We start from the raw sequence: 14,764 nt of genomic DNA on the forward strand, positions 1-14,764 counted from the left end.
ACGAGATTTGTTAGTTAAGCAACGTATTTTATTAAAAGGGGTAAACATATGATGAAAGGAACTATCGGTATAGTTGACGATCAACAATTGTTCTTGAAAACTGTAGGTATGTTTGTCAATACCTTCCCGGATTTTGAAGTGATATTATATGCATCTAATGGACCCGACTTATTACAGAAGCTAAAATCTCAGAACCCCTTACCTGACATTCTGTTGATTGACGTTAACATGCCTGAAATGGAAGGAGCTGAGATCGTTTCAACGATTAGGAAGACATATCCAAGTATTAAGATGGCAGCACTCTCCATGATGGAGGATTCGCAAAACGTAATTAGGATGATTAAGGCAGGGTGTTGTGCTTATCTTTTGAAAAATATGAATCCCAATGAACTGGAATTGGCATTAAAGGAAATTTTACTACGGGGATTTTATAATACCTATGTGACAAATATGTGTTATCAGGAGATGTTTAATAAGGACTCTATAGATTTGAAAGATAGAGAGCGTGAGTTTTTAGAACTAGCATGTAGTGACTTAACCTATCAACAAATAGCGTCGAAAATGTTTTTGTCAATCAAGACGATCGACGGCTATCGAGCAGCTCTTTTTGAAAAGTTCCAGGTTAAAAGTAGAGTAGGTCTCGTATTGGAAGCTATCCGGCAGAACGTTATATCTGTATAATTAGCCAGCCGTACGTATAGGATTTTTCCTGTTTGATTTTACGGCTTTTCCCTTAATATAACTAAAATAATAATTGTTAATTTGTGTGGCAAATTAACGCGTTAACGAAGATGAAACCAACATGTTCCAGTGTGTGGAATGTGTTTTTTTAAGTTTGGTGCCATTTAAGGTCATTATCGCGGAGTTGATCGTTCTTTGATTTGCAGATTGGTCGTTAATTTCTCGAGGGAATGGAGGATGTCTTGCATTGTTAAAACTTCCGAACGGATACTTCGGATTTCAGCTGCTGTATTTAGCATGGTTTCCTTCCGGTATGAAGATGTCGTTGATAATGTCGAAATGGTTGATAGATCTATATCAGACAATTTAGTGCCGTCTTGCGGAGATGAAACTTTGATGTCGCTCCCAAGATCAGTAAAGGATTGGTGTTCCAGATTGTTTTCTACTCGTGCTATGTAACCGTTGGCAAACACTTCTAAGGACACGGATATGTTGTTATAAATACCATCATAAATGCCTTCGATAGAGTTTTGTTTATTCTCTGCGTACATCGTCCTGCAGAATCCCAATCCAATTAAACCATTTCTAATACTGATCATAAAAAAAATACCTATTGCAAATATAAAATATCTTTATTCGCATTAATCGATATGAAGAATATTTTAATATTTTGTGTATCGATAACTGTGCCAATTGCCAATGAAGAAATAAAGGAAGATTGTATTTTGTGTAAGATCGATCTGTATATTGATAAATGGCGTGATTCTTTGTGATTTAAATTGCTTAAGTTTGACATTAAAAAGAACTTTTACGTCCAACCGTTATGAAGATTTACGTTTTTTTAGAATATTTTTAATGAAGGATTTGAGGATAAAACAAACACCAGGGAAATCTTTTATCGATCTGAAGCCTACAAAGGACGATCATATAAGGCAGAACAATTTGTTACTGTCGGTAAATGAATGGTCTGGTGAAGGAAGTAAAGTATGCAGTATATATTTGAATATCGAGCAAACGAGCGTGCTTTATGAATATTTGAAATCCTTTTTAGAAGAAAAGGGCGAGGCACTTGCTTACCACCATCAAGAAATAAAAGAAAAAAAGCGTATGTTGAATGATGTTTACGAAGAATCTAAAGACAGCGGCTTGATAACAAGCGGGCAGATCAATAACTTGAGTAAAATAGGGGTTCCGATTGTGTCGCTACTGGCAAAAGATCTTCAAGTCCCCGCGCACGAGATTATAGCAATAGCAGAAAGCAATCCGTTGCCCTTTGCTCTTTTGAACAAACATTTCCGAACTTGCTGGGAATCGGTTCTAACGGAACCTCTTCCTTCCAATTATTTGTTCTAAAAAATGAGTATAGAAAAAATGTCAACAAGCGAAGTGTTAAAATAAAAATTATAGTTGTTCCATCTTTACTTGTGCAAATAACATTTCATAAAAATGGACAAAGAAATAAACCGAGTTGATCAGTATGAATGAAGAGATAAAAATTTTATACTTGGATGATGAAGTGAACAACTTGGTTGCATTTAAAGCATATTTTCGACTGGATTATCAGATTTTTGTTGCTGAAAATACAAACGAGGCACTTAAAATATTGGAAGAGCACCCTGATCTGCGAATTATATTTACAGATCAACGGATGCCGGACAAATTGGGTACAGATTTTCTGGATGAGATTCGAGTAATCTATCCGTTACCGGTTAGAATTCTGCTAACAGCTTATACGGACGATTTAAATACCGCAATAGATGCGATAAACAAAGGTAATGTTTATCGTTATGTGAAAAAGCCGTGGTCGGTTGAAGCAATTTCAGCTGTTATAACCGATGCCAATAGGTATTATTTAACGAACTCATTGCTATCCGTAAAGAACAGAGAATTAGAACAAGCTTATAACGAACTGGATAAATTTGCTCATAGTGTAAGCCATGATATCCGTGGGCCGTTAGCAGGCATAATGGCCGCTGCTCAGCTGGCACAAGATATAAGTGATCTTAGTGAAATTGGTGAACTTTTGCAAATAATAGTCAATTCTGCCGAAAAGCTTGATCGCTATATTTTGACAATACACGACTATTACAGTGTTCGGCGAGGTGAGTTTAATATCATGGATATCGACCTTAACACTTTAGCTGACGATCTGCGGGTAATGTATGAAGCTATTGCGAACGCGAAAGGCATCCGATTTACAATAACGATCAATAACTCGGATGTTTTTAGGTCGGATGAGGTTTCTGTAAAGTTAGTGTTGAATAACTTATTATCTAACGCCTTTAAATATCAAAAGAAGGATTACAATTACAAATATGTGCACTTGGAAATGGGAGTAGAGCGAGGTGTTGCTACTTTTGTTGTAAAGGACTCCGGAATAGGTATTCCGGAAAAATATCTAGGCGAGATTTTTAAGTTGTTTTTTAGGGCTACTTTGCTCGAGGCTGGTAGCGGGCTCGGACTTTATAACGTTAAGAATATTTTAACGAAGTTAGGGGGGCAGATAATAGTGAACTCCGTTGAAAACGTTGGCACTGAGTTCGTTGTGACCATTCCGACAAAGTGATTTAATGTTAGATGGAAAATTTGAATTGAATATTAATGTATTGTTAGATAAATGAAATATCCTTTTATAGTTATTGATGATAGTCCGATTGATTGTCTCATTGTAAAGAAAGTGATTGGTTTTAGTGGAAAGAGCTCGGACGTAAAGGTTTTTAATGACGCTACACTTGCCCTTCGATACATAGAAAGTAACGAAGAAAGCCTAAGCGCGTCTATTTCTTTTATAACATTGGATATTATGATGCCGATCATGAATGGTTTTGAGTTTTTAGATAAATTTATAGATCTGCCAAAATCGATTCAAGAGCGCTATAAAATCATTATTCTCTCCTTGTCTAATAATGAACATACAATAAAAAGATTGCAGAAATACAAGGTAATAGAGGCCATTGTAGAAAAGCCTATTACCATGGATAAATTCGCTGCGGTCATCGGGAAATTTCAAGAGTAACGAAGATCGTTCATCAGATCTTGGATTATCTATATAATATAGGTGCTATAAAATCATCAAATGGGAGAAACACGACAAGAGGCCGTCGGGAATAATTTTCGGCCTATTATTTTTAGAAGAAGGCATCTTGAGGATAGCAAAGAAATGGATAAGTTATTGGCAATTGAAGGAGCCGTACAAATAATCGATACCATTGATATGCAGTTAGCTGAATTGATCAAGATCGAAAATCCGTCGGAGAGTTTCGATGAAAAGAAGCTCAGAACATATATAGATGCTTATATATATCCATCTTCATCTTTTGATTTTGGCGCATGGGTTTATTATCCCTGGTTAAATAAAATTATACATTTATTGGATGAGCCTGAATTTGTAAAGGTTAGGACCAGCAGAAATATATATAAGATTAAGCCTGAAGAGATCAATGTGCTAAAGGAAAAGAAAGTAGGAATAGTTGGATTATCCGTTGGGCAAAGTATAGCATTGACTTTAGCAATGGAGCGGAGTTGCGGAGAGCTACGCTTGGCCGACTTCGATTCAATTGAATTAAGTAATATGAATCGTATCCGTGTTGGTGTACAGGATTTAGGACAGAGTAAGGTTATTACTGCTGCAAGACAAATCGCTGAGTTAGATCCATATATCAAAGTGCTTTGTTTTACGCACGGTTTAGATACCGGCAATATGGACCAATTCTTACTCGAAGGAGGAAAACTAGACATGCTGGTTGAAGAATGCGATGGTATTGACATTAAAATTATTAGTCGACTGAAAGCAAGAGCGTATGGTATACCGGTAATCATGGATACAAACGACAAGGGTATGTTGGATATAGAGCGGTTTGATTTAGAAAGAGACCGCCCCATTCTTCATGGACGACTTCAAAAAATAGAAGGTTATACCATTCAAGACATGGAAGTACAACTAAAAAAACTGGACCTTGAGCAAAAGATAGCGTATTTAGTGGATATAATAGGGTTTGAAAATGTTTCTGAAGCAATGAAACTATCACTCCATTATATGAAAAAAACCATCATTGGATGGCCACAGTTGGCCTCAGCTGTCACGTTGGGCGGCGCAATGGTTACTGATGTGGTAAGACGGGTGTTTCTTGATCAATTTAATGATTCCGGGCGGTATTTTGTTGATTTCGAAGAGTTAATTCATAACACTAAAGTTGATTAACTATGATCCATATACGAACTTTTAGAGCACCAGATGATCCGGAAGCATGCGAAAAGTTCATAATTGGACATAGAAAATTATTGGAAATTTTTGGCATTAGCCAGATTACTTCTAATCGGCAAGATTGGGTGGACGATAGAGATACTATTGTTATCTTAGTAGAAAATACGGAAACAAAAACGGTATATGGCGGTGCTCGCGTCCAAATGGCCAATAGTAAATATGCGCTGCCTATAGAAACTGCAATTGGAAGATATGATGCTAAAATATACGACCTAATACAACATGACCAAGCTCGTGGAGGAACTTGCGAAATTTGCGGATTGTGGAATTCAAGGGAAGTAGCTGGCATGGGAATCGGTAGTTATATTCTGTCGCGAGTTGGGGTCGCAATCACCAAGCAGCTGCCAGTTGTTAGTCTTTTTGTACTATGTGCACCTATTACAGTTAAAATGGGAATCCGATTGGGTTGTAAGGTAGAAAAGACGTTGGGGAACAATGGATTGTTCTACTATCCAAAAGATGATTTAATTGCGACCGTAATGCGTATGGAGAACATAAATGACCTGTCGTTAGCAACAGATCTGGAAAGGGAAAAAATTTTGTCTTTGAGAGACAGGCCCCACCAAGAAGTACTGGAGCGAGGCCCGAAAGGTGAGTATCCTGTCACTTATGATCTCGTTATTCCAAATTTTCCTTAGTCATGTAACATAAAAAAGACTGAAAGCAATGAAAAACGTTAGTATCTTTTCGAAATTCAGAACTTTTTTAATACCTCTTGTCGCGCTGTTATGCCTTTGCAAAATAGGTCATACCTTCCAACGCGACCGTGTAGTCCGGTTTAACAATGCGAGTAGCGAACTTTTATTAAATCGTCATATTTCTATTTTTAAAGACGCTTCAAAGAAGCTGCCTATTAATTCCGTTAAGCAACAAAACTTTGCAGGTTATCCAAAAGACGGTATTATCAATTTAGGAGCAACAAAAGACAGGGTTTGGCTAAAATTTACCGTTCAAAATGATACCGACGATGAAGATTTATATTTATTATTGCAGCAAGCAACAATTGATGAAGCCATTTTATTCCTTGAACATTCGAATGGTGACGTTTTAATCGATACTTTAGGAAAATATAAACCATTTGAGGAAAGAGCGGTTTATGCGCCCGATTACATCTTTCCAATCAATGTGAAAAAGGCAAGTAACGCAACCATTTACCTCGGCGTTTCTTCAAACGATCAGATGCAGTTGCCTCTCTATATCGGCAGCAAGGAAGTCATCTCGACAAAAATGTCAACGAAAAACCTTTTGTTCGGATTGTATGCAGGGGCAGTGTTGATCATGATGCTGTATAATCTATTTATTGGCCTTTCTACACGCAACGGCAGTTATATCTATTATATTGTTTATATATTCACTGTAGGACTTACGCAGGCAATGTTTCAAGGATATGCTTATATGTATCTTTGGCCCAATAGCCCTTGGATGGCAAGTCGAAGTTCTATTATTATTCCCTTCCTTTCCGGTTTAGCCACGATCGCATTCATCAAGACTTTTCTACATACGAAAACAAATACCCCTAAACTCGATAAAGGAATTAACGTAATCGTTATTTGCTATTTCGTAGGTTTATTCATTGGCCTATTCGATGTTTTTCAGGGGGCCATCGTTTTGCAAACAATGGCCTCTTTGGGCATTATATATGTGATGTATGTCGTTAATCAGATCCGTAAAAAAGGATATAGACCGGCAGTTTTTTTTCTAATTGCTTTTACCTTGTTTTTTTCATGTGTTATAGCGTTTGTTCTCCGTAATTTTAACCTAATTCCTTACAATGGATTCACCGCTTATATTCTAGAGATTGGTTCGATTGTAGAGATTTCATTACTTTCTTTTGCATTGGCTGATCGGATAAATTTCTATAGAAAAGAGAAAGAGGCATCGCAAGCGCAGGCGTTGCGAATATCACAAGAGAATGCGAGAATTATAAGGGAGCAAAATCTATTATTGGAAACGGAAGTTGATAAACGAACCAAAGATCTGAAAAGAACTAATGAGAGTTTAAATGAGGCCATGTACAATTTAAAGCAAGCTCAGGCTCATTTGGTTGAATCCGAAAAACTAGCTTCATTAGGTATGTTAACTGCAGGCATTGCTCACGAGATTAACAACCCAATAAACTTTGTAACCGGCAGTATAAAGCCTTTAAGTAGAGATGTGGATCAATTAATTGAGGCGCTGAAGGTTGTTGAGGAAATAGCATTCAAGGATATTCCCGAGGAGTCAAAGATTGCCGAGCTGGAGAGTTATAAAGAAGATATTGATTTAGCGTTCTTAAAAGAGGAGATTCAGTTATTGTTAAAAGGGATACAAGAAGGGGCTTTTAGAACAGCGGAGATCGTAAAAAGCTTACGGGTTTTTTCAAGGGTGGACGAAGACGACTTAAAACTGGCAGATATTAATTTGGGACTTGAATCCACTTTAGTCATCTTAAACAGCATGTTTAAAGATAGGATCAACGTTAAAAGACATTACGATGAAATTCCATATGTGGAGTGTTTCCCGGGAAAGCTAAATCAGGTTTTCTTAAATTTGTTAACCAATGCGTTCCATGCCATTGACGAAAAGTTCAAAGGAAAGCAAGGAGGGAAAATCACTATCAAAACGTACTATAAGGACGATTTGGTATATATTTCTATAAAAGATAATGGGGTAGGGATAAAAGAAGAGTTAAAAGATAAAATATTTGACCCCTTCTTTACAACCAAAGATGTAGGAGAGGGAACGGGATTAGGTCTTGCAATCGTTTCACAAACGGTGGCGAAGCACCATGGTAGTATCTCCCTGGTTACTGAAGAAGGTAAGGGATGTGAATTCATTATTAAGATACCCACAGTTCAACCAAATGATAATCAACTAAACAACGAAAATGTCCAATCAGGAGAGGAGTTTCTGTCGAAGTAAAAATTCCAATTGTTCATTGGTAATGGACAATAACTGATTCTCATCTTTCATCTTTTTTTTCTCCAAATATAACTGATAGGCTTTTTGAATTGTACTATCCAACTCTTCTTCATTCCAAGGTTTGGTGAGATAATGAAAAATCTTTCCCTTATTAATAGCATCAATAACAGCAGCCATATCCGTATAGCCGGTTAAAAGGATGCGGACGGGGTCGGGGTGTGTCTGTATGATCTGCTCGAGGAATTCAACACCGGTCATCCTAGGCATTCGCTGATCGGTTATGATAATATCAAACTCAAGATTCTTAAGTTTTTCAATCGCCTCTAAACCACCAATGGCTGTTTCAATTTTATATCTGGTTCTAAAAGTAGCTTTGAAAGAGATCAAATTGTGTTCCTCGTCGTCGACAAAAAGGATTCGAATTTTCTGCGGTTCCATAACAATCCATTTAATAAGTGTACCTTAACAATTCTTCTGCCAAGACGGCTCTAAAAAGAAAAAAATGCTGCAATTTCGAGTCGATTATATTTTATGTATCGATCAAGTGCTATGCATCACCGTTAACTTCGTTAAATGTAGAAAAATATAGTGTATTAACTCATGTTTTCCGAAAACGAGTAAAATAATTTTGAAAGAGCTATCTTGCAAGATTAAAAGCAAATGTTGACAAATTATGGAGAAAATCAAAATTTTAGTGGTGGGTTGCGGTAATATGGGGGCTTCACATGCCAAAGCCTATCATTCGATGGATAAATTCGAGATTTGCGGATTGGTTTCCACCGGTAAAAGTAAAGAAGTGCTAAACCAGGAACTAGGTGGTTTGTATGAGCTATATGACAATTATGAAGAGGCCTTGCGTTTAGCAAAACCGGATGCTGTTTGCATAGCTACTTACCCCGATACGCACGAAGACTTTGCGATTAAGGCTTTTCAAGCAGGATGTCACGTTTTTATCGAGAAACCTTTAGCAGATACCATTGAAGGAGCAGAAAGGGTAGTGGCTACAGCCAATAAATATAATAAAAAACTAGTTGTCGGTTATATTTTGCGCTATCATCCTTCTTGGGAGATGTTTATTGAGCAAGGGAGGAAGCTTGGTAAACCCTTGGTAATGCGCATGAATTTAAACCAGCAAAGCCACGGTTATATGTGGAAAGTACACCAGAACTTAATGAAAAGTTTAAGCCCTATTGTCGATTGCGGTGTGCATTATATTGACGTTATGTGCCAAATGACAGATGCGAAGCCCGTTCAAGTAAGTGCAATTGGCGCGAGGCTAACTCAGGACATTCCTTCGGATAATTACAATTATGGACAGCTGCAAATTAAATTCGAAGACGGATCAGTAGGTTGGTATGAGGCGGGTTGGGGACCGATGATAAGCGAGACGGCCTTTTTTGTAAAAGATGTGATTGGGCCGAAAGGCTCCGTGTCCATCGTTGCAAAAGAAGCATCAAAAACCGGAAAATCAGATGCAGTAGAATCGCATACAAAGACGGAATCTCTAAAAGTACATAACGCTCAAATAGATGCGGATTATAACTTTGTTCACAAAGATATTTGGATTAATTTGGAGGATGAACCTGATCATCAAGAGTTGTGTAATAGGGAACAGCGATTTTTCCTGGAGGCTATACGTGAGAATGTAGATTTAACAAAAGCTAATATCGACGCCATCAATAGCTTACGTATTGCTTTGGCATGTGATGAATCCGTAAAAACAGGAGATATTATTCGTATGTAAGGTGTATCCATCTGCAAAATTATTCTCATCTTATTTATGATGAATGGTTGCGAGATTCTCGTTGATAATTTGAGAATAAATGTGATGTAAGCAACATAAAATGTACGTTCCGGGAAGAATGATTGGTAGGCATTCTAAATAACTTTAATATTGTTCTCGCTAAAATAAGATTTTATTAACTAAAGCGGTGACAATATGTTGTTTAACTCCATCAGCTTTGCTGTTTTTCTACCCATTGTTTTCATTCTCTATTGGTTTGTCGTAAACAAGTCCCTCAAGCAGCAAAACATACTTTTGTTGATCGCTAGCTATTATTTTTATAGTTGTTGGGACTGGCGCTTTTTGTTTTTACTTGCTTTTTCTACTTTTCTCGACTACTTCTCCGGCTTGGCAATTCATCGTGCCGAAAGTCAGAAAAGTAGAAAATTTTGGCTTATTTTAAGTATAGGAATCAATCTAGGCTTTCTCGCATTCTTCAAATATTATAATTTTTTTGTAGAGTCGTTCGCTGATCTCGTTGGCCAGTTTGGGTTTAATCCGAATATATCGACGTTGAACATTATTCTGCCTGTTGGCATCTCTTTTTACACCTTCCATGGATTATCTTACGTACTGGATATTTATAACAGAAAGATCGAACCTAGCACGAATTGGGTGCATTACTCGTTATTTGTCAGTTTTTTTCCGCTCCTGGTAGCGGGGCCAATCGAAAGGGCCACGCATTTGTTGCCTCAAGTAGAGAGAAAGCGGAACTTTGATTATACGCGAGCTGTTGACGGATTGAGACAAATTCTTTGGGGCTTTATTAAAAAAATCGTTATTGCGGATAATTGTGCGGAATATGCAAATATGATCTTCAACAATTCATCTGCTTACTCCAGTGGCGTGCTAATCATAGGCGCTGTTTTATTCGCATTTCAAATCTATGGCGATTTCTCTGGTTATTCTGATATTGCCTTAGGGGTGGCACGGCTGTTTGGTTTTGAACTTTTAAAGAACTTCAACTTCCCTTACTTTTCGAGAGATATTGCCGAATTTTGGCGCAGATGGCATATTTCCTTATCGTCATGGTTTAAGGATTATCTATATATACCCTTAGGAGGCAGTAGGGGAGGTCTATGGATGAGCATACGCAATACATTTATCATATTTTTGGTAAGTGGATTCTGGCACGGTGCGAATTGGACGTTTATAGTTTGGGGCGGATTGAATGCGCTCTTCATTATGCCGTCCATAATTTTCAGGACGAACCGGTCGAATCTCGATATTGTTGCTAAGGGACGTTTGTTCCCTAATTGGCGAGAATTGCTCCAGATAGCAACTACGTTTATTTTAACGGTGCTGGCGTGGATCTTCTTTCGAGCCGCAAGCCTCGATCATGCCTTTAGTTATATTGGCGGGATATTTTCACATGTTGGAGATGGATATATTCCTTTACAATCGAACGAGTTAAGAGGTACCTTCATTTGCTTCCTGCTCATTATACCATTTGTCATGATAGAATGGCTTGGGCGAGAACAGAATTATGCAATCGAAAAAATCGGCTTTATTTGGCCGAGAATCATAAGATGGTCTTTCTATTCTATCATGCTCTTTGTCATCTTGATGTATATGCAAACAGGAGGAACAGAGTTTATATATTTTCAATTTTAACATGAAAAAGTTCTTCATATCCTTAATTGCTTTTGCTGGAGTCGCTTGCATTATTTGTTGCTTGGGAATCATCGCTTTTGGACGCTTTGTTCCCTTTTCCGTTCGATCAAACTTACCTTATGTTTTGGGCGGCGTGGGGTACTCTTACACAAGATTTAACGAAGCGAAAGAAATTGATAGAAATGTAGATGTGCTTGTTGTGGGATCCTCTCATGCTTATCGTGGTTATGATCCTCGAATTTTCGAGCAATATGATTGGAAACTCTTTAATTTAGGCTCTTCCGCACAAACACCTGTTCAAACTGCATATCTATTCGATAAGTATATTGCTAAATTCAGACCTAAATTGGTTGTTATTGACGTTTACCCCGTTCTGTTCAAATCCGATGGGATAGAGTCGGTTATAGATTTGGTTTCAAATGGCGAGCTTGATGAAGAACTCGTACGTTTAAGCGTGGCTCAAAATAATATCAGTGTGTATAATACGCTGTTTTATAGAGTTTTTGCAGATGCTTTTGGATTCAATAAAGGTTTTGTTGAGAAGAATCCAAGCAGCACCGGCGACTTGTATGTTTCAGGTGGGTATGTAGAATCAAAAGGTCGTTTCAAAGGAAAGAAAGAATTTAAAGCAACGAGTTATTCTTTTCTGCCAAATCAGGTCGATGCTTTTGAACACATCATTGCGAAAATGCGGCAACGGAATATTCCCTATATCATTCTACAATCGCCTATTCCGCAGGCAAAATATGCACGTGTTACCAATAATGCCTATGCTGATGCATTTTTTTCTAAATATGGCTTTTATAGGAATGCGAATGAAGTATTAAAGTTGCCTGATAGCTGCTTTTTGGATGAAAGCCATTTAAATCAATGGGGTGTTAATCGATATAATGAATATGTGGTTAATTTGATAAAGGAAAAGGGGTATTTGAACGTGAAGAAGAGGGAATATCGATTCGCTTCTAAATACGAATGATAAAAAGTCCCTCAGTTCTTGTCGAGAAGGCTGGCGGATTGCTTATTCCTGGCTTCTTTATAAAAAGTAAGAAGAAATATAACAGAAACAATAAAGATTATAGGAAAATCTTCAAAATGATCGTTTTCTTATCATAAACTCATCGTAAATACTGCGTAAAATTTACGATCAATTTACGATAGATTTACGATGAATTTACGACAACATTGAATATTAATCAGGTTTCTTTATTTTTTCTAACGATGTTTTAAGTAGCTTTCATTGTGAAAAAAGGAAAAAAGAAGGGTATAACGAACCTCAATTGATCTACGATTAGGAAACACTGAAAATAAATCCAACGCCATACACGTTTTCAATATTGACGCGAGTGGAATGTGTCAAGGCCTTCCGAAGCCTGGAAATAAAGACATCCAAGCTCCTTCCCAAGAAATAATCGTTTTCGCCCCATAAGTGTAGCAGAATTTCTTCCCTTTTTAAAATACGATTACTGTTGATGTGTAAATACTCCAGTAGCTCCGCTTCCCTTAGGGTAAGTGATACTGCTTTTTTATTTGGCAACGATAACTTCAATAACTCCTTTTGAAAAATGAGATCACCGATTTGCAACTCACCGGGAAGTATTTCAGGGCGTATTTCTTTATTATTTCTCTTAATGATGTTTTTTATTCTTAATACCAGCTCGTCAATGTCAAATGGTTTGTTGATATAATCGTCTGCTCCAATATGGAGTCCGTGTATGCGATCTTTTTTTTCATTTCTTGCTGTTAGAAAAAGAAACGCTTGGGTTTTATTCTCTTTGATTATCTTTTCCGCCAGTTCAAAACCATTGTAATCAGGTAACTGTACATCAATGATGAGCAGGTCATAACTGTGACTTTGTTGATAATGTAGAAGCGCTTCATGAGCACTCATGCACCAGATAACATTAAAGTTCATGAACTCTAAATACTGTTTGACAACATTTCCAAGATCTTGTTCATCTTCCACGAAAAGTAAACTATGTTTCATAAGCCTGTATTATTGGTATGATAGGGGATAAAGATACAAAATTCACTTCCTACACCAATTTGACTTTGTAAGTGTAGTCGCCATCCGTGCGCTTCTAACGATTGTTTCACATAAAAGAGACCTAAACCTAAACCACCGGTTTGTAAATTATGCTTTCCACGGTAGAATTTTTCAAAAATATGTGAAATCGTACTCTCTGCCATTCCAATGCCATTATCTTTGATTGAAACAGTTAAGTGTCCTTCCTTCCAATCCGTTATTACGGTTATATTTTTGATAGCAGCGTTATTGTACTTTAACGCATTATCGAAAATATTGTAGAGCATTGTGGTAAAGAGAAATCTATTTAGCGGGACGATCGAGCCAGATGTAAAAGCAGTGTATCGAATTTGAACTTTCTCCGGGGTTTTCAATTCATAATCGTTTATAATTTCTTCCAACAATTTTTCCAAGTCATGTGATTCTTTTTCAATATTTTCCTTACTCATCGAAGTGATATCCAATGCTTGATTGACTAAGGTTTGAAGGCGGTCTGTCTGCCTTTTTATAATGCCTGTCAAGGTGTTGACTCGTGTATAATTCGTTATGATGTCCGGATTTTGCAGACTTTTGTTCGCTACAAGAATAGCTGAAATGGGTGTGTTGAACTCGTGTGTAATACTGTTCAGAAAATCAGACTTCATATCCGCCAATTTTTTTTGTTTCAGCCAATTCCTATACGTAAAGTAATAAATGAGCAACACAAAGGCTATGGACATCAAAGACAAGCTTAGGGTAGGGACCATCTGTTTTAAAATCGCTATTTGCCTATTGTATTGATCAACGTATAAACTAAAGCTAACTTGTAAGGTATTGGGCGAGGGGTCTGAAATGCTGATGCTTGTGACCAAATTTTCCCGATTAGCGAAGGACAAATCACCATCAATCAGCATCCCCTGGCCTACCTCACGAATATTAACCGGAGCATCGCCAAAAACACCTTTATGGTATATCGGTATATAGCTAATACCATCGAAAGTAATGGCGATATTGTTTAAAATAAGAAGGAATTGTAGATCGTTTGTCAGTGCAAGTTGCGTATGGATTGCCCGAAATAAACTATCCATTGTGCTATAGCGGGTAAGATCTTTGTATAGCTCTTCACTGACCTGCTTTTGAAAGGCTTCAAATTCTTTTGGCCCGTTGGTGTAAAGTTCTTGGAATTTCACCAGGTTATTGTCTATATGTTGCTTCAGGATTTTCGCACCACCAGGAAATAAGACTTCATTCCGAATCGCCTGTTTGTAAGCGTCGTTGATAAGTTCTTTTTCATCTAGATTATATTGGCGATTCTTCAGCTCATAGGTGTTGTATATGAGTTTTGCCTGAACAACAATGAGAATGGCCATACAGCAGATAGCAATCGATCGATATAAAATGATCGACGGTAACAACAATCGATTAATCTTTTCTTTAACCATTTGATTTTCGTTGATTGTCTTGTTAAGATTCTATTAACAATCTGTTATGATTTGGTTGACAACTTTTTCTTTCGTCT

Annotated in this window: 14 protein-coding genes; 10 read left to right on the forward strand and 4 right to left on the reverse strand. The window is 37.3% G+C overall.

Annotated elements, in window-relative coordinates:
* Positions 1–48 precede the first annotated feature (48 nt).
* Positions 49–681 (forward strand): response regulator transcription factor, encoded by a 633-nt coding sequence (locus ACH11B_RS10450; RefSeq protein WP_041387262.1) that lies wholly within the window; start codon positions 49–51, stop codon positions 679–681.
* Positions 682–854: 173 nt separating this feature from the next.
* On the opposite strand, the gene ACH11B_RS10455 is transcribed toward ACH11B_RS10450, so the two are convergent.
* On the reverse strand, positions 855–1,280 hold the full coding sequence (locus tag ACH11B_RS10455; RefSeq protein ID WP_377613493.1) for a hypothetical protein: 426 nt from the start codon (positions 1,278–1,280) through the stop codon (positions 855–857).
* 256 nt (positions 1,281–1,536) lie between these two features.
* On the opposite strand from ACH11B_RS10455, the gene ACH11B_RS10460 reads away from it, so the two are divergent.
* From ACH11B_RS10460 to ACH11B_RS10485, 6 genes are all read left to right on the forward strand, one after another.
* Positions 1,537–2,034, forward strand: coding sequence for a hypothetical protein (locus tag ACH11B_RS10460; RefSeq protein WP_041387263.1), 498 nt, complete (start codon positions 1,537–1,539; stop codon positions 2,032–2,034).
* A 124-nt stretch (positions 2,035–2,158) separates the two neighbouring features.
* Positions 2,159–3,247, forward strand: a complete 1,089-nt coding sequence (locus tag ACH11B_RS10465) for a hybrid sensor histidine kinase/response regulator (protein ID WP_013665324.1) — start codon at positions 2,159–2,161, stop codon at positions 3,245–3,247.
* Positions 3,248–3,298: 51 nt separating this feature from the next.
* Entirely contained in the window at positions 3,299–3,697 is a 399-nt protein-coding gene (locus tag ACH11B_RS10470) for a response regulator (protein WP_377613492.1), read from the forward strand.
* A 60-nt stretch (positions 3,698–3,757) separates the two neighbouring features.
* Positions 3,758–4,882 carry a ThiF family adenylyltransferase gene (locus ACH11B_RS10475; protein ID WP_377613491.1) on the forward strand — a complete coding sequence of 375 codons (1,125 nt, stop codon included), beginning with the start codon at positions 3,758–3,760 and terminating at the stop codon, positions 4,880–4,882.
* A 2-nt stretch (positions 4,883–4,884) separates the two neighbouring features.
* Positions 4,885–5,583 (forward strand): hypothetical protein, encoded by a 699-nt coding sequence (locus ACH11B_RS10480; RefSeq protein ID WP_377613490.1) that lies wholly within the window; start codon positions 4,885–4,887, stop codon positions 5,581–5,583.
* A gap of 28 nt (positions 5,584–5,611) precedes the next feature.
* Positions 5,612–7,846, forward strand: coding sequence for a 7TM diverse intracellular signaling domain-containing protein (locus ACH11B_RS10485; RefSeq protein WP_377613489.1), 2,235 nt, complete (start codon positions 5,612–5,614; stop codon positions 7,844–7,846).
* Here ACH11B_RS10485 and ACH11B_RS10490 read toward each other — a convergent pair.
* The gene (locus ACH11B_RS10490) at positions 7,820–8,284 is read right to left on the reverse strand and encodes a response regulator (protein ID WP_013665329.1); all 465 of its coding nucleotides are present in this window, start codon (positions 8,282–8,284) and stop codon (positions 7,820–7,822) included. The genes ACH11B_RS10485 and ACH11B_RS10490 overlap by 27 nt on opposite strands.
* 235 nt (positions 8,285–8,519) lie before the next feature.
* On the opposite strand from ACH11B_RS10490, the gene ACH11B_RS10495 reads away from it, so the two are divergent.
* The 3 genes from ACH11B_RS10495 to ACH11B_RS10505 all read left to right on the forward strand — a co-directional run bounded on the left by ACH11B_RS10495 (position 8,520) and on the right by ACH11B_RS10505 (position 12,219).
* Positions 8,520–9,590, forward strand: coding sequence for a Gfo/Idh/MocA family protein (locus ACH11B_RS10495; protein WP_377613488.1), 1,071 nt, complete (start codon positions 8,520–8,522; stop codon positions 9,588–9,590).
* 195 nt (positions 9,591–9,785) lie between these two features.
* A complete protein-coding gene (locus ACH11B_RS10500) occupies positions 9,786–11,243 on the forward strand; it encodes an MBOAT family O-acyltransferase (RefSeq protein ID WP_377613487.1) in 1,458 nt (485 codons plus the stop codon).
* Between the two features lies 1 nt (position 11,244).
* Positions 11,245–12,219: a hypothetical protein gene (locus tag ACH11B_RS10505; protein WP_377613486.1), complete on the forward strand. Its 975-nt coding sequence runs from the start codon at positions 11,245–11,247 to the stop codon at positions 12,217–12,219.
* Positions 12,220–12,531: 312 nt separating this feature from the next.
* Here the strand turns inward: ACH11B_RS10505 and ACH11B_RS10510 are convergent, their stop codons facing one another.
* Both ACH11B_RS10510 and ACH11B_RS10515 read right to left on the reverse strand, forming a co-directional pair.
* On the reverse strand, positions 12,532–13,227 hold the full coding sequence (locus tag ACH11B_RS10510) for a response regulator transcription factor (RefSeq protein WP_377613485.1): 696 nt from the start codon (positions 13,225–13,227) through the stop codon (positions 12,532–12,534).
* Positions 13,224–14,687, reverse strand: a complete 1,464-nt coding sequence (locus tag ACH11B_RS10515; protein ID WP_377613484.1) for a sensor histidine kinase — start codon at positions 14,685–14,687, stop codon at positions 13,224–13,226. The genes ACH11B_RS10510 and ACH11B_RS10515 overlap by 4 nt, the downstream gene beginning before the upstream one ends.
* Positions 14,688–14,764: the final 77 nt, after the last annotated feature.

Origin of the sequence: Olivibacter sp. EAT-5 (assembly GCF_044784325.1) — a bacterium.
GTDB lineage: Bacteria > Bacteroidota > Bacteroidia > Sphingobacteriales > Sphingobacteriaceae > Olivibacter > Olivibacter oleidegradans.

What these genes read in the sequence shown, in the direction of transcription:
- ACH11B_RS10480 (WP_377613490.1), top strand. Translation starts at nt 4,885, where the DNA reads ATGATCCATATACGAACTTTTAGAGCACCAGATGATCCGGAAGCATGC.
- ACH11B_RS10515 (WP_377613484.1), bottom strand. Translation starts at nt 14,687, where the DNA reads ATGGTTAAAGAAAAGATTAATCGATTGTTGTTACCGTCGATCATTTTA.
- ACH11B_RS10450 (WP_041387262.1), top strand. Translation starts at nt 49, where the DNA reads ATGATGAAAGGAACTATCGGTATAGTTGACGATCAACAATTGTTCTTG.
- ACH11B_RS10485 (WP_377613489.1), top strand. Translation starts at nt 5,612, where the DNA reads ATGAAAAACGTTAGTATCTTTTCGAAATTCAGAACTTTTTTAATACCT.
- ACH11B_RS10455 (WP_377613493.1), bottom strand. Translation starts at nt 1,280, where the DNA reads ATGATCAGTATTAGAAATGGTTTAATTGGATTGGGATTCTGCAGGACG.
- ACH11B_RS10470 (WP_377613492.1), top strand. Translation starts at nt 3,299, where the DNA reads ATGAAATATCCTTTTATAGTTATTGATGATAGTCCGATTGATTGTCTC.
- ACH11B_RS10495 (WP_377613488.1), top strand. Translation starts at nt 8,520, where the DNA reads ATGGAGAAAATCAAAATTTTAGTGGTGGGTTGCGGTAATATGGGGGCT.
- ACH11B_RS10475 (WP_377613491.1), top strand. Translation starts at nt 3,758, where the DNA reads ATGGGAGAAACACGACAAGAGGCCGTCGGGAATAATTTTCGGCCTATT.
- ACH11B_RS10510 (WP_377613485.1), bottom strand. Translation starts at nt 13,227, where the DNA reads ATGAAACATAGTTTACTTTTCGTGGAAGATGAACAAGATCTTGGAAAT.
- ACH11B_RS10465 (WP_013665324.1), top strand. Translation starts at nt 2,159, where the DNA reads ATGAATGAAGAGATAAAAATTTTATACTTGGATGATGAAGTGAACAAC.
- ACH11B_RS10505 (WP_377613486.1), top strand. Translation starts at nt 11,245, where the DNA reads ATGAAAAAGTTCTTCATATCCTTAATTGCTTTTGCTGGAGTCGCTTGC.
- ACH11B_RS10490 (WP_013665329.1), bottom strand. Translation starts at nt 8,284, where the DNA reads ATGGAACCGCAGAAAATTCGAATCCTTTTTGTCGACGACGAGGAACAC.
- ACH11B_RS10500 (WP_377613487.1), top strand. Translation starts at nt 9,786, where the DNA reads ATGTTGTTTAACTCCATCAGCTTTGCTGTTTTTCTACCCATTGTTTTC.
- ACH11B_RS10460 (WP_041387263.1), top strand. Translation starts at nt 1,537, where the DNA reads ATGAAGGATTTGAGGATAAAACAAACACCAGGGAAATCTTTTATCGAT.